Origin of the sequence: Caulobacter sp. DWP3-1-3b2, assembly GCF_049896325.1 — a bacterium.
Classification (GTDB): Bacteria; Pseudomonadota; Alphaproteobacteria; order Caulobacterales; family Caulobacteraceae; genus Caulobacter.
In genome coordinates, this window is record NZ_JAFCUB010000045.1 from 1 (window position 1) to 13,153 (window position 13,153).

At 66.8% G+C, this 13,153-nt stretch carries 11 protein-coding genes; 2 read left to right on the top strand and 9 right to left on the bottom strand.

Annotated features, from left to right (window positions below; translation table 11 throughout):
- Nucleotides 1-212: 212 nt before the first annotated feature.
- From serA to ACP7AG_RS19560, 4 genes are all read right to left on the bottom strand, one after another.
- Nucleotides 213-1,793 carry a phosphoglycerate dehydrogenase gene (serA, locus tag ACP7AG_RS19545; RefSeq protein WP_426014629.1) on the bottom strand — a complete coding sequence of 527 codons (1,581 nt, stop codon included), beginning with the start codon at nt 1,791-1,793 and terminating at the stop codon, nt 213-215.
- A 150-nt stretch (nt 1,794-1,943) separates the two neighbouring features.
- Nucleotides 1,944-3,119, bottom strand: a complete 1,176-nt coding sequence (locus tag ACP7AG_RS19550; RefSeq protein ID WP_426032943.1) for a phosphoserine transaminase — start codon at nt 3,117-3,119, stop codon at nt 1,944-1,946.
- A gap of 134 nt (nt 3,120-3,253) precedes the next feature.
- Nucleotides 3,254-3,682: a hypothetical protein gene (locus tag ACP7AG_RS19555; protein WP_426032945.1), complete on the bottom strand. Its 429-nt coding sequence runs from the start codon at nt 3,680-3,682 to the stop codon at nt 3,254-3,256.
- Nucleotides 3,683-3,740: 58 nt separating this feature from the next.
- Nucleotides 3,741-4,067, bottom strand: coding sequence for a hypothetical protein (locus ACP7AG_RS19560; protein WP_426032947.1), 327 nt, complete (start codon nt 4,065-4,067; stop codon nt 3,741-3,743).
- Nucleotides 4,068-4,237: 170 nt separating this feature from the next.
- Between ACP7AG_RS19560 and ACP7AG_RS19565 the strand changes: the two genes are divergently transcribed.
- Together ACP7AG_RS19565 and ACP7AG_RS19570 are read left to right on the top strand one after the other, a co-directional pair.
- Complete coding sequence (locus ACP7AG_RS19565) at nt 4,238-6,121, top strand: ATP-binding protein (protein ID WP_426032949.1); 1,884 nt, start codon at nt 4,238-4,240, stop codon at nt 6,119-6,121.
- Between the two features lie 116 nt (nt 6,122-6,237).
- Entirely contained in the window at nt 6,238-6,705 is a 468-nt protein-coding gene (locus tag ACP7AG_RS19570) for a hypothetical protein (protein WP_426014618.1), read from the top strand.
- A gap of 122 nt (nt 6,706-6,827) precedes the next feature.
- Here ACP7AG_RS19570 and ACP7AG_RS19575 read toward each other — a convergent pair whose 3' ends face one another.
- The 5 genes from ACP7AG_RS19575 to ftsH all read right to left on the bottom strand — a co-directional run bounded on the left by ACP7AG_RS19575 (nt 6,828) and on the right by ftsH (nt 13,137).
- Complete coding sequence (locus ACP7AG_RS19575; RefSeq protein ID WP_426014616.1) at nt 6,828-7,658, bottom strand: PhzF family phenazine biosynthesis protein; 831 nt, start codon at nt 7,656-7,658, stop codon at nt 6,828-6,830.
- A 125-nt stretch (nt 7,659-7,783) separates the two neighbouring features.
- Nucleotides 7,784-8,314, bottom strand: a complete 531-nt coding sequence (locus tag ACP7AG_RS19580; protein WP_426032983.1) for a nucleotidyltransferase family protein — start codon at nt 8,312-8,314, stop codon at nt 7,784-7,786.
- A gap of 53 nt (nt 8,315-8,367) precedes the next feature.
- A complete protein-coding gene (gene thiD, locus ACP7AG_RS19585) occupies nt 8,368-9,189 on the bottom strand; it encodes a bifunctional hydroxymethylpyrimidine kinase/phosphomethylpyrimidine kinase (protein WP_426032951.1) in 822 nt (273 codons plus the stop codon).
- 985 nt (nt 9,190-10,174) lie between these two features.
- Nucleotides 10,175-11,002 carry a dihydropteroate synthase gene (gene folP, locus ACP7AG_RS19590; RefSeq protein WP_426032953.1) on the bottom strand — a complete coding sequence of 276 codons (828 nt, stop codon included), beginning with the start codon at nt 11,000-11,002 and terminating at the stop codon, nt 10,175-10,177.
- A gap of 260 nt (nt 11,003-11,262) precedes the next feature.
- Entirely contained in the window at nt 11,263-13,137 is a 1,875-nt protein-coding gene (gene ftsH / locus ACP7AG_RS19595; protein WP_426032955.1) for an ATP-dependent zinc metalloprotease FtsH, read from the bottom strand.
- Nucleotides 13,138-13,153 lie beyond the last annotated feature (16 nt).

Genomic DNA, 13,153 nt, shown 5'->3' on the forward strand with positions numbered 1-13,153 from the left:
CAGCATCCCCTCGCAGAGTGCACGGCATCTGCACTCTTTTACCTCTCCCCTTGCGGGAGAGGGTGGCGGCCGAAGGCCGTCGGGTGAGGGGTCGCGCCAACGAAAACCGCCGCGCCCAGCGGTCAGGCTGGACGCGGCGGAGGCTTCTGAGAGACCCCTCATCCGGCGGCTACACCGCCACCTTCTCCCGCAAGGGGAGAAGGACAGGGCGATCAGAACGTCAGGGCGCGGGCTTCCTTGACGTGCGGCAGGGCCTGGATCCTGGCCAGCAGGGCCTCGTCCGGCGCCTGATCGACGCCGACCAGGGCAATGGCGTCTTCGTCGGCCGACAGGCGGCCCAGGTTGAAGGTGGCGATGTTGACGCCCGCCTCGCCCAGCAGCATGCCCAGCGCGCCGATGAAGCCCGGCTTGTCGAGGTTGTTGATATAGAGCATGGCCGGGGCGAAGCCGGCGTCCAGTTCCATGCCCTTGACCTCGACCATGCGCGGCGCGCCGGCGATCACCGTGCCGGCAAAGGCGCGCTTGCCCTTTTCGGTGGTGATGGTGATGCGCATCAGGCTGTCATAGGTGGGGCTGACCTCCTGGCGGCTCTCGGAGACGGTGATGCCGCGCTCCTTGGCCACGGCGGGCGCGGAGACCATGTTGATCTCGGCCAGCATCGGCTTGAGGATGCCGGCCAGGGCGGCCGAGGTCATCGGCTTGACGTTGAGGTTGGACACCTCGCCCTCATAGGCGATGTCGATCGCCAGAATGCCGAAGTCGACCATCTGGCCGGCCAGGGCGCCGATCTTCTCGGCCAGGGCCACGAAGGGCTTCAGCTTGGGGGCCTCCTCGGCGCTGACCGAGGGGCTGTTGAGAGCGTTGGTCACCGCGCCGGTCAGCAGATAGTCGCTCATCTGCTCGGCGACCTGCAGGGCGACGTTCTCCTGGGCCTCGTTGGTGCTGGCGCCCAGGTGGGGGGTGGCCACCACGCGGTCGGAGCCGAACAGCGGATTGGCCTTGGCCGGCTCCTCGGTGAAGACGTCGAAACCCGCGCCGCCCACATGGCCGCTGTCGAGCAGTTCGCGCAGGGCGACCTCATCGACCAAGCCGCCCCGGGCGCAATTGACGATCAGCACGCCCTTCTTGGTCTTCTTAAGCGCGTCGGCCGACAGGATGTTGCGGGTCTTGTCGGTCAGCGGGGTGTGCAGGGTGATGACGTCGGCGCGGGCCAGAAGCTCGTCCAACTCGACCTTCTCGACGCCCATCTCGACGGCGCGCTCGGGCGACAGGAAGGGGTCATAGGCCACGACCTTCATCTTCAGGCCCAAGGCGCGGTCGGCGACGATGCCGCCGATGTTGCCGGCGCCGATCAGGCCCAGGGTCTTGGCGTACAGCTCCACGCCCATGAAGCGGTTCTTTTCCCACTTGCCGGCCTGGGTGCTGGCGTCGGCCGCTGGCAGCTGGCGGGCCAGGGCGAACATCATGGCGATGGCGTGCTCGGCGGTGGTGATCGAGTTGCCGAACGGGGTGTTCATCACCACGATGCCGGCGGCGGTGGCGGCCGGGATGTTGACATTGTCGACGCCGATGCCGGCCCGGCCGATGACTTTCAGCTTCTTGGCGGCGGCGATGACCTCGGGGTCGGCCTTGGTGGCCGAGCGGACGGCCAGACCGTCATAGTCGCCGATGATTTCCAGCAGCTCGGCCTTGGTGAGGCCGGTCTTGACGTCGGCCTGGACACCGCGGGCGGTGAAGATCGCGACGGCGGCGGGGGACAGGCTGTCGGCGATGAGGACGCGGGGAGCGGTCATGATTTGGAGTTCCTTGCGGAGAATTTGGTGGGGACACTCCCCCCTCCGGTCCTTCGGACCACCTTCCCCACAGGGAGAGGACTGATCTCGAAGTCCTCCCTCTGTGGGGGAGGTGTCGGCGCAGCCGACGGAGGGGAGAGTAGCGCTAGGTTAAGCGGCGGCCAACTCAGCCGAAACAGACGCGAAGGCCCAGTCGAGCCAGGGCGTCAGGGCCTCGACGTCGGAGGCCTCGACGGTGGCGCCGCACCAGATGCGCAGGCCGGCCGGAGCGTCACGATAGCCGCCGATGTCGAGGGCGGCGCCCTCCTTCTCGAGCAGGCTGGCCAGCTTCTTGGCGAAGTCGGCCTGGGCGTCGTCCGACAAGGCGCAAATCGTGGGATCGACAACCTTGAGGCACACCGAGGTGTTGGAGCGGATGTCCGGCGTCGCCGCCAGGAACTCGACCCACGGGGTCTTGGCCACCCAGTCGGCCAGCACGGCCAAGTTCTGGTCGGCGCGGCCCTGCATGGCTTCCAGCCCGCCGATCGAGGCGGCCCATTTCAGGGCGTCCAGCGCATCCTCGACGCAGAGCATGGAGGGCGTGTTGATGGTCGCGCCCTCGAAGATGTCGGCGGCCAGCTTGCCGCCCTTGGTCATGCGGAACAGCTTGGGCATCGGCCAAGGCGGCGTGTAGCTCTCCAGGCGAGCGACGGCGCGGGGCGACAGGATCAGCACGCCGTGCGCGCCTTCGCCGCCCAGGGCCTTCTGCCAGGAGAAGGTCACGACATCCAGCTTGGTCCAGTCCAGGTCCTGGGCGAAGGCGGCGCTGGTGGCGTCGCAGATGGTGATGCCTTCCCGATCGGCCGAGATGAAGTCAGCGTTCGGAACGCGGACGCCCGAGGTGGTGCCGTTCCAGGTGAAGACCAGGTCCTTGGCCGGATCGACCTTGGAGATGTCGGGCAGCTGGCCGTAGGGGGCGTCGAGCACCTCGACGTCGGGCAGCTTCAACTGCTTGGTCACGTCGGTGACCCAGTCCTTGCCGAACGATTCGAAGGCCAGCAGTTGCACCGGGCGGGCGCCCAGCATCGACCACATGGCCATCTCGACGGCGCCGGTGTCGGAACCGGCGACGATGCCGATTAGAAAGTCGGCGGGCACTTCCAGCACTTCGCGCGTCTGATCGATAGCGGCTTTCAGGCGGCCCTTGCCCAGCTTGGAGCGGTGCGACCGGCCGAGCACGGCGTTTCTGAGATTTTCGGGGGTCCAGCCAGGCCGTTTGGCGCAGGGGCCGGAAGAGAACTCGGGACGAGCCGGGCGGATCGCCGGCTTGGCGAGGGGGGTGGTCATAGCGATGTCTCCCATCCTTACAGATGGACAGCGCCCCGTTGGGGGGACGTGGCCCGCCGGCGAAAGACCGCGTTTCGCTGGCAAAGGCAAGGAGAGATTTTGCCGCATTAACGCCCCAGGGGGCGTTAATGGAATTATTTTGCCTGCGCGCGCCGACGACGGTACCAGGCCAGCACGGTTCCGACCAGCAGGCAGCCGAGCACGCCGAGGCTGACGAGGTTATTTACCATGGCGTAGAGTTGATCATAAGCCTTGCCGGCCACGAGATAGTAAGCGTGAAGGCTGAACTGTGCGGCCTGTAGCAGAACGGCCACGCCTAACCAAGTCGTCGTGTGGCGCAGTGCCAGGATCAGCAGCCCTGCACCAAACACGCCATCGACCAGCAGGTAACTAAGCTTCTGGATTGCCTTGTCGGGGACCAGCCCAATAAGGGTTATGGCTAGGGACATGATCAACACCAAGATCGCGACTTGCCGCTCGGCTTTGCCGCCTAGGCGCCAAGCCAACAGGCCGACGCCTAAAATCAGCATCCATCCGAAAAGGATCAGGAACTCTAGGTGCATGACTTGGGCCTCTAACCCAAATTAGAGGCCCAAGGTATTAAACTATTTGCAATGTTGGCTAGCTGGCGGCGCGCATCTCACGGACGAGCGAGCCTTCCTTGCCGATCACGCCGATCAGTTTGGTGCGGACGCCGACGCGTTGGCGCACTTCGTCCAGTTCGGCGTGGGCCTCGACCACCGCTGTGCGGGCGGTGCTGAGCGCCGCGACCGCGTCGGCGAACTTGGCGCTGACGCCGTTGCCGACGGTCGCCGAGAGACCGAGGTCCTTACGGGCCTGGATCAATTCCGCCATCATTTCAATGGTTTCGACCATGGCCGCGTCCACGGCCGCTTCAGTAGCGAACAGCTTGCTCGCCACGCGTTGAGCAACAAAAGCCTTTTCCATGACCCATCTCCCTAATGAAACACTAAGAAACGAGGTAAACGTAAAGTTAAAACGAATGCAAATGGAAATGCGCGTTAGCGTTGTTTTGTCGTCCGCTATCCGGTGTTTGGAAGCGAAGCGTTAGGAAGATTGGCTCAAGCTGTTCACTAGGATTTCTCCTGGGACGGGAAATGATCGACGATAGCCGCAGCTCTGGAGCCGCGACCCATGCGCCCTTGCAGGCGCGGATCGCCACCGTAGCGCTGACCACGACAGTGGTCGCGCTGTTGGCGGCATGCCTGTGCTTCATGCTGCAGCAGTGGAGCGTCGCCCGTCAGGAATCCAAAGCCAATCACGAAATTTTGGCCCAGATGGTTGCGGCCGGAGCCGCCGCGCCGATGGCCGATGGCAACACCGTCGGCGCCTATCGCGCCCTGGAAGCGGTGGCTAAGGCCCCCAATGTCGCGGCCGTGCGCATGACCGACATGCAGGGCCAAGTGGTCGCGCAAATCGGCGCATTCGAGGGTCTGGACGTCGACACCCTTACCCGCCCGATCATGCTCGGCTCGCGGCAGGTCGGAACCCTGGCCCTGATCGCCCGCCGCCCCAGCCTGGTGGATATCCTGGCCCGCGACCTGGCCCTCACCGGCACGCTGTTCTTCGGCTCGGCCGGCCTGGCGATCCTGCTGGCCAACGGCCTGGCGCGTCGCATGACCAAGCCGATGGAGCGCCTGTCGCAAGCCATGCGCGAAGTCGCCGCCGACGGCCGCTTCAAGCCGGTCGTGCAGGCGGCCGACGACGAGGTCTTCCACAGCCTGACCGACAGCTTCAACCATCTGGTCTCGCGGCTCGAGGCCAATGACCACGACCTGCGCGGGGCCATGGCCGAACTGGTCAAGGCGCGCGATGACGCCAACGCCGCCAATGTCCTGAAGTCGCACTTCCTGGCCAATATGAGCCACGAGATTCGCACCCCGCTGAACGGCGTGCTGGCGATGACCGAGGTCATGGCCATGGGCGAGTTGAACGCCCAGCAGCGCGAACGCCTGTCGGTGATCCGCGAATCGGGCGGCCTGCTGCTGTCGGTGCTGAACGACGTGCTGGACCTCTCCAAGATCGAGGCCGGTCGCCTGGACCTGGTGGAACGCGACTTCGACCTGGCGGCCCTGGCCCTGTCGATGCGAGAATCCTACGCGGCTTTGGCGCACGAGAAGAGCCTGGAGTTTGGCGTCTTCGTCGCCCCCGAGGCCCTGGGCGCGTGGCGCGGCGACGCCGATCGCCTGCGGCAAATCCTCGGCAACCTGGTCTCCAACGCACTGAAGTTCACGCTCAAGGGTTCGGTTTCGGTCCGCTTCGCTTCGGCGGACGACGGTTCGGGCCTGCGCGTCGACGTGGTCGACACCGGTATCGGCATCGCCGCCGAGACCCTGCCGCGCCTGTTCGACAAGTTCGTGCAGGCCGACAGCTCGACAACTCGCCGGTTCGGCGGTTCGGGCCTGGGCCTGTCGATCTGCAACGAGCTGGCAGCGCTGATGGGCGGCGGCGTGCATGTGCAGAGCCGCGAAGGCCAGGGCTCGACCTTCACCGTCGTGGTCGCCATGCCCCGCGGCGAGGCCCGCATCGCTCCGCCCGTCGAGCCAGCGGCGCCGCCGATCGAGTCCGAGCGCCGCCTGCGGGTGCTGGCCGCCGACGATAATCCGACCAATCAGAAGGTCATCGCCGCCGTCCTGGCCCCGCTGGGCGCCGAGGTCGAGATCGTCGCCGATGGCGCCGCCTGCGTCGAGGCCTGGAAGCGCGGCGGCCACGACATCGTGCTGATGGATATCCACATGCCGGTGATGGACGGCGTCGAGGCCGCCCGCACCATCCGCAGCCTGGAGATCAGCGAGGGCCGCAAGCGTACACCGATCGTGGCGGTCACCGCCAACGCCCTGGCCCATCAAGTCGAGGGCTATATGGCCGCTGGCATGGACGGCCACGTGGCCAAGCCCATCGAGGTGACCAAGCTCTACGACGCCATCGAAACCGCCGTGGCGGCGTCCCGCAAGGATGGTTCAAAGGTGGCCGCGGCCTGATGACGAACCTGAACGCAACATAACGAGCGGCTCAGAACGGCTTCAGGCTGGTTGTGGTTTCTTGAGATCAACGTCGTCCCGTTGGGCGCCGGACAATCTATAAGAGGAACCGTACGATGAAAAAGATCCTGCTTTCGATCGCCGCGGTCTCGGCCGTCGCCGCCGCCACCGTTCCCGCCGCCGCCATGGCCCAATCCTATCGTCACGATGATCGGGGCGATCGTTACGACGATCGGCGCGATCGTTACGACGATCGACGCGGCCCCGAGGATCGCGGCGGCTGGAACACCGGCCGTGACCGGGTCGCACGGCTCGATCAGCGCATCGACATCGGCATCCGCAACGGCAGCCTGACCCGCAACGAAGCCTATCGCCTGAAGGGCGAGCTGCGTCAGACCGCCCGCTTGGAATACCGCTATCGCTCGGACGGCCTGAACGGCTGGGAGCGCGCCGACCTGGATCGTCGCTTCGACCGTATCGGCGCCCAGATCCGCTACGAGCGTCACGACCAGGACCGGGACCGCGATTATGGCTACGGCAACGGTTATGGCCGCGGTCATGACGACGGTCCGCGCCGCTACTAGAGCATTTCCCGACCTGACTGCGTCAGGCCGTGAGCTCTAATCTTTTGTTTCGACGCATTTTTCTTCACGCGAACCGGAACCACTTCGCTTGAAAAATGCTCTAGCCTCGCCTTGGCTAGGCCCTAACCGAGCGCTGGCCCTGCCCTCAGCCGGCTCTCGACCATCGTGAAACCGCGGCCACGCAACAGAACGCGTGCGCCGCGGTTTTCGCATTCCAGGTCGCCGCCCCGGCCAGGGTAGGCTTGGTGATAGCGCAGGATCCGCCGGCCCAGGCGGTCGCTGAACAGCGGCGCCAGGATGCAGTGGGCCGAGCCGGTGGTCGGGTCCTCGGGGATGCCGCAGCCCGGGGCGAAGAACCGGCTGACCACGTCATAGGGCCGCCCCGCATCGGCCAGGGCCGCGACGATCACCTGGCCTGGACCACCTGAGGCCAGTTCGCCGCCGATCTTGTTCAGGGCCGCCAGATCCGGCGCCAAGCCTCGCACCGTCGCCTCGTCGGCCATCACCGCCAGCAGATAGCCGGCGGCCAGGGTCTCGACCGGCGCCGCGCCCAGGGCTTCCGCCAGGCCCGCCGGGATCTCGACGGGCCTTGGCGGGTCGGCGGGAAAGTCCATCTCAAGTCCGTCGCCGTCGCGCCGAACCGTCAGCGGACCAGCCAGGGTCTCGAAGGTCAGCAACGGCGCCTCGACGTTCATCTCGGAAAACAGGGCGTGGGCCGAGGCCAGGGTGGCGTGGCCGCAGAGCGGAACCTCGACCGTCGGCGTGAACCAGCGCAGGCCAAACCGCGCCGGACCGTCGGTCTTCAGCAGAAAGGCGGTTTCGGCCTGGTTGTTCTCGGCCGCCAGGGTCTGCATCCAGCCGGTGTCGGGCCAGGCGTCCAGCGGCTCGACCACGCAGGCCGGATTGCCCTTGAACGGGCCCGAGGCGAAGGCGTCGATGGTCCACTGGCGCATGGCGGAGCTCCTGTTTCGCGAGGCCTAGCGAGCCCCCTGTCCTTGATCAATTCGAAAATTGTCACGCGGGACAATGTTCGTGGATGCTGATGGGGATAGGCGCATGCGCCTGTCCCTAGCCTTGCCTAGGCCCCCTCCACCGTGATCTCCGGCCAGCGCCCCTTGGCCGAGCCGGTCGTGCGCTTCCAGCCGCCCGCGCTCTTCACCCGCAGCGGATTGGCCCGCAGGCGCATCGCGAACAGGTCCTCCAGCCCGAACGGCGCCCAGACCGACAGGCGCTCATCGGCCTCAAGCCGCACGCCCACGCAGAAGGCCGTGGCCACGAAGCGCTTGAGGGCATCGCTGCTGGACACCAGCGGCGGATAGGGCTCGTCGGCCCCGAACTTCTGCTCAAACCACAGATGCACCCGGGCCTGGTTACGCACCTCGACGAGGCTGCGCAGCGGCTCCTCGAACCGAGCCGCCACCCGCTGGATCACCACGTCCTCCGCCTCGTAGGAAGTGTCGGAATCGTCGTGATAGGCGACGTCGTAGTCCTTGATCCCATAGTCCGGCGCCCGGCCGGTCAGGTGGTTCCAGACCGGCTGATAGACCGCGCCGGAAAACACCATGGCGTCGGGCAGTTGGAGGTCGCGCACCACCCGCAGCACCTGCATGGTGGTGGGGACGTTGCGGATAATCTCGACGAGGCGAGCTTCGAGGTCCGCGCTCACTTCCGCACCATCCAGCCGTGATCCAGCGGCCCGTGCCCCGCCCCGAAGCCTGGCGCGCGCAACATGGCCTCATGGACATAGTTCCACGCCCGCGCCACCGACTCGGTCAGACTCAGGCCCTGGGCAAGGCCCGTGGCGCAGGCCGAGGCCAGGGTGCAGCCGGTGCCGTGGGTGTGGCGGGTGTCGATGCGCTCGCCCTCGAAGCTGGTTTCGCCCTGGGGCGTGATCAGCAGGTCGATGACCCGGTCGCCCGACACGTGCCCGCCCTTCATCAGCACCGCCTGGGCGCCCAGCGCCAGCAGGGCCTCGCCGGCCCTGCGCAGGTCGTCGGTGGTCTCGACCGTCAGGCCTGTCAGGGCGGCGGCCTCGGGGGCGTTGGGAGTCAAGAGCGCGGCGCGGGGGATCATCAGCGTACGGACCGCGCCGATCGCCGCCTTGGCCAGCAGGGACGCCCCGCCCTTGGCGATCATCACTGGGTCGACCACGGCGGGAACCTGGGGCGCGCTGGCCAGCACCCGCACCACGGTCTCAACCATGGCCACGTCGCCCAGCATGCCGGTCTTGAAGGCGTCGGCGCCGATGTCGTCCAGCACGGCCCGGGCCTGGGCCTCGACGATGTCCGGCGGGATCGGATGGACGCCGGTGACGCCCAGGGTGTTCTGCACGGTGACGGCGGTGATCGCCGTGGCCGCGTAGCCGCCGAGGGCGGTGATGGTCTTGATGTCGGCCTGGATCCCCGCCCCGCCGCCGGAATCCGATCCGGCGAGGACGAGCACGCGGCCCCGGAAGGCGGAGGCATGGGAGGGCGCTTGGGTCATGACCAGGGTTCTAGCGGGGAGTCGAGGATGGGGGTAGCGCACAACGCGTCTCAACTGGCTCTGCGACAAGGCGCGGCTTCGCGCTCACGCGCCTGGCGGCTGCGATGGATGGGGAGGGTGCGAAGCGCCCGGGCTCCGCCCGGAGGATTTGCAGTTTTGAATACCGTTTCGACGAAGACGAGCGCTTCGCGTGGCCTTCAGACGGGAGCCATCGGAGCGCGGGGTCTTAACCCGCTTCCGAAGTGGGCCCCCGGCGGGCGGAAGGGCGGCTAACCCGTCCGGACCGTACAGGCGATTTCAGCCCGTACCTTTTGGCGAGACCGCCTGCCCCGGGCGCCGGAGTTTTGTCGCCGCGGGGGCGAACCTGCTCCGAACCGACCTTGGCGCGTCTCCCGAAGAAGACACGGCGGCCAAGCCTTCCCGCTCGACCACTCCCCACCGCCCGTCAGGTCGCCGGCCGACGTCCCTCCCCGTGCGATGGGGTGAGATCATTATCGGGGTGGTCAGAGGGGGTGAGCGTCAAAAACATTGAAAGAGTTTTGAGCGTTGATTTCGCTGAAGATTAGTTCATGGCCACTCGCGTCAACTTGTTCGCCCTCCTTCCCTCCCCTTTGTGGGGAGGGTGGCGGCGAAGCCGAGGGGTGGGGCTGCGGCGCTCGGCGCTCAATGCGGCCAGGTCCCCCCACCCGACCCCTTCGGGGCCACCCTCCCCGCGAGGGGGAGGGACGGAGCGTTTGCTTGATGCCCAGCCCCTTACAAGTCCACCCGGAACGGATGCAAGTTGGTCACCCTGGCTTGTCGTCAGCACGAGTTTTGAGTCGGGCGACGATCCACCCCTCTCGTAAGACGGCATGCGGCTGCGTCGAGTCGTCGTAGCCGAACTGCGTGCCGCAGCACGGGCAGATCTCCTGGTACCAAGCATCAGCATCATAGGGCGCCAACGCCGCGCCGCCGAAGCTGCAGACGGGGCAGACGAAACCTTTACTCATGATCCAACCGCCCCCCAAACCGCAAGCGCCTGCGCGGTCTCCCGCACGTCGTGCACCCGCACCGCCGCCACGCCGGCGCTCGCGCCGTGCAGGCAGGCCGCCAGGGAGCCGCCTAGCCGGTCGCCGGCCGCCGCCCCCAGCGGATCCAACGCCGCGATGAAGCGCTTGCGGCTGGCCCCTAGCAGCACCGGGTAGCCCAGGGCCACGAAACGCGGCAAGGCGGCCAGCAGGGCGACATTGTGGGCGGGCGTCTTGCCAAAGCCGATGCCCGGATCCAACCAGATCTTCTCCCGCGCCACTCCGGCGGCCATGGCGGTCAGGGCGCGGGCCAACAGGAAGGCCTCGACCTCGGCGACGACGTCGTCGTAGCGCGGGGCGTCCTGCATCGTGCCCGGCTGGCCCAGCATGTGCATCAGCACCACCTCGCACCCGAGTTCGGCGGCGACCTCCGGGGCGGCCATCTCCGAAGTGTTTGGCGCGAAGCGCAGGGCGGCGACGTCGTTCCACAGCGTCGCCCCTGCGGCGACGGCGGCGCGGGCCACGGCGGGCTTCATCGTGTCGACCGAGAGGGTGACGTCGCTTTCGGCGCGGATCGCCGCGATCAGGGGCACGACACGGGCGATCTCCTCGTCGGTAGGCACGGGTGTGGCGCCGGGCCGGGTGCTCTCGCCGCCGATGTCGAGAATGTCGGCCCCGTCGGCGATCAGGCGGCGAGCGTGGGCCAGGGCGGCGGCATGGTCGAGGAACCGCCCACCGTCCGAGAAGCTGTCGGGCGTGACATTGACGATCCCCATGACGCGGGGGCGGGTGTAGGTGGAGGTCATGGGGTGTTCTCGAGCAGGTTTGCTTGATGCCGAAACGTACCTTTGATCCGCTCATCCCGGCGGATACCGGGACCCAGATCCCTTAGCGGTTTGTCGGGTTGAAAGAACTCAGAGCTTTTTGCGGCAGCCTCAAAGTCATTCCATCTGGGTCCCGGCATTCGCCGGGATGAGCGGATTTTTGGCGCCTACCATTCAATAAAAGAAAAAGCCGGATCGGCGAACCGGTCCGGCTTCTCTCAGGTCGCGAAGGCCTGGAAATCCTAGGCCGTGACACCCGCAGACACCGGCACCGAGGCCACCGGCCCGGTCGGCATCTTGTTGCTCTCGTCCTCGATGCGCGTGGGCTGGACGCCCTTCATCACGCCGATGATCTCGTCGCCGCTGAGGGTCTCGAACTCCAGCAAAGCCTTGGCGATGGCGTGCAGATTGTCGAGCTTGTCGCCCAGGATCTGCCGCGCCTCGTCCTCGCCGCCCTTGACCAGGCGGCGCACCTCGGTGTCGATCTTGATCATGGTGTCGGGCGAGACGTTCTGGGTGCGGGCCACCGAATGGCCGAGGAACACCTCGTCCTGGTTGTCGCCATAGGCCACCGTGCCCAGCTCGTCGGAGAAGCCCCAGCGGGTGACCATGTTGCGGGCCAGACTGGTGGCGGCGCTAATGTCGCTGGAGGCGCCCGAGGTGATCTTCTCCTTGCCGAAGATCAGTTCCTCGGCCACCCGGCCGGCCATCATGATCGCCAGGCGCGAGGTCATCATGTCAAAGCTCATCGAGTAGCGGTCGCCCTCGGGAAGCTGCATGACCATGCCCAGAGCCCGTCCGCGCGGCACGATGGTGGCCTTGTGCACGGGGTCGGCGACGGCGACGCTGAGGGCCACCAGGGCGTGGCCGCCCTCGTGATAGGCCGTCAGCTTCTTCTCATCCTCGCTCATGGCCATCGAGCGACGCTCGGCGCCCATCATCACCTTGTCCTTGGCGTGCTCGAAGTCGTGCATGGTGACCATGCGGCGGTTCTTGCGCGCGGCGGTCAGGGCGCCTTCGTTGACCAGGTTGGCCAGGTCGGCGCCCGAGAAGCCGGGGGTGCCGCGGGCCAGGGTCTTGACGTCGACATCAGCGGCCAGGGGCACGTTCTTCATGTGCACCCGGATGATCTTCTCGCGGCCCATCACGTCGGGATTGGGCACCACGACCTGGCGGTCGAAGCGGCCGGGACGCAGCAGGGCCGGGTCCAGCACGTCGGGACGGTTGGTGGCGGCGATCAGGATGATGCCTTCATTGGCCTCGAAGCCGTCCATCTCGACCAGCAGTTGGTTGAGCGTCTGTTCGCGCTCGTCATTGCCGCCGCCCAGGCCGGCGCCGCGGTGGCGACCGACGGCGTCGATCTCGTCGATGAAGATGATGCACGGAGCGTTCTTTTTGGCCTGCTCGAACATGTCGCGCACGCGGCTGGCGCCGACGCCGACGAACATCTCGACGAAGTCGGAGCCCGAGATGGTGAAGAACGGCACGCCCGCCTCACCCGCGACGGCGCGGGCGATCAGGGTCTTGCCGGTGCCGGGAGGACCGATCAGCAGGGCGCCCTTGGGGATCTTGCCGCCCAGGCGCTGGAACTTGGTGGGGTCCTTGAGGAACTCGACCACTTCCTGCAGCTCTTCCTTGGCCTCGTCGACGCCGGCGACGTCGTCGAACATCACCCGGTTCTTGTTCTCGGTCAGCAGCCGGGCCTTGGACTTTCCGAAGCCCATGGCGCCCTTGGTGCCGCCCTGCATCTGGCGCATGATGAAAAACCAAGCTCCGACCAGCAGCAGGATCGGCAGCAGGTTCAGCAGAATGCCCAGCGGGCTGATGCCGCCGCGCTGATAGACGATCTCGGCGTTGCGGCCTTCCAGCCGCTTGACCATGTCCTGGGAGTCGGGCGGCACGTTGACGGTGTAGGGCTTGCCTTGGCGCGGCTCGATCTTGACCAGGTCGCCGCTGATGTCGGCTTTCTTGACCTGGTTGTTGTCGATGTTGCGCAGCAGCTGCGAATAGCTGACCTCGCCGCCGCCGCCGGCGGCCTTGCCGCCTTGGGTGAAGACGTAGCCCGCCAACAGCACCATCGCGATCGCGAGCCAGATGCCCAGGGTCTTGAAATTCATACGCGTTGTCTTCCCA

Bases quoted from the DNA above. Each gene is read 5' to 3' on its own strand.
- serA (WP_426014629.1), bottom strand. From the start codon at position 1,793: ATGACCGCTCCCCGCGTCCTCATCGCCGACAGCCTGTCCCCCGCCGCC.
- ACP7AG_RS19550 (WP_426032943.1), bottom strand. From the start codon at position 3,119: ATGACCACCCCCCTCGCCAAGCCGGCGATCCGCCCGGCTCGTCCCGAG.
- ACP7AG_RS19555 (WP_426032945.1), bottom strand. From the start codon at position 3,682: ATGCACCTAGAGTTCCTGATCCTTTTCGGATGGATGCTGATTTTAGGC.
- ACP7AG_RS19560 (WP_426032947.1), bottom strand. From the start codon at position 4,067: ATGGAAAAGGCTTTTGTTGCTCAACGCGTGGCGAGCAAGCTGTTCGCT.
- ACP7AG_RS19565 (WP_426032949.1), top strand. From the start codon at position 4,238: ATGATCGACGATAGCCGCAGCTCTGGAGCCGCGACCCATGCGCCCTTG.
- ACP7AG_RS19570 (WP_426014618.1), top strand. From the start codon at position 6,238: ATGAAAAAGATCCTGCTTTCGATCGCCGCGGTCTCGGCCGTCGCCGCC.
- ACP7AG_RS19575 (WP_426014616.1), bottom strand. From the start codon at position 7,658: ATGCGCCAGTGGACCATCGACGCCTTCGCCTCGGGCCCGTTCAAGGGC.
- ACP7AG_RS19580 (WP_426032983.1), bottom strand. From the start codon at position 8,314: ATGCAGGTGCTGCGGGTGGTGCGCGACCTCCAACTGCCCGACGCCATG.
- thiD (WP_426032951.1), bottom strand. From the start codon at position 9,189: ATGACCCAAGCGCCCTCCCATGCCTCCGCCTTCCGGGGCCGCGTGCTC.
- folP (WP_426032953.1), bottom strand. From the start codon at position 11,002: ATGACCTCCACCTACACCCGCCCCCGCGTCATGGGGATCGTCAATGTC.
- ftsH (WP_426032955.1), bottom strand. From the start codon at position 13,137: ATGAATTTCAAGACCCTGGGCATCTGGCTCGCGATCGCGATGGTGCTG.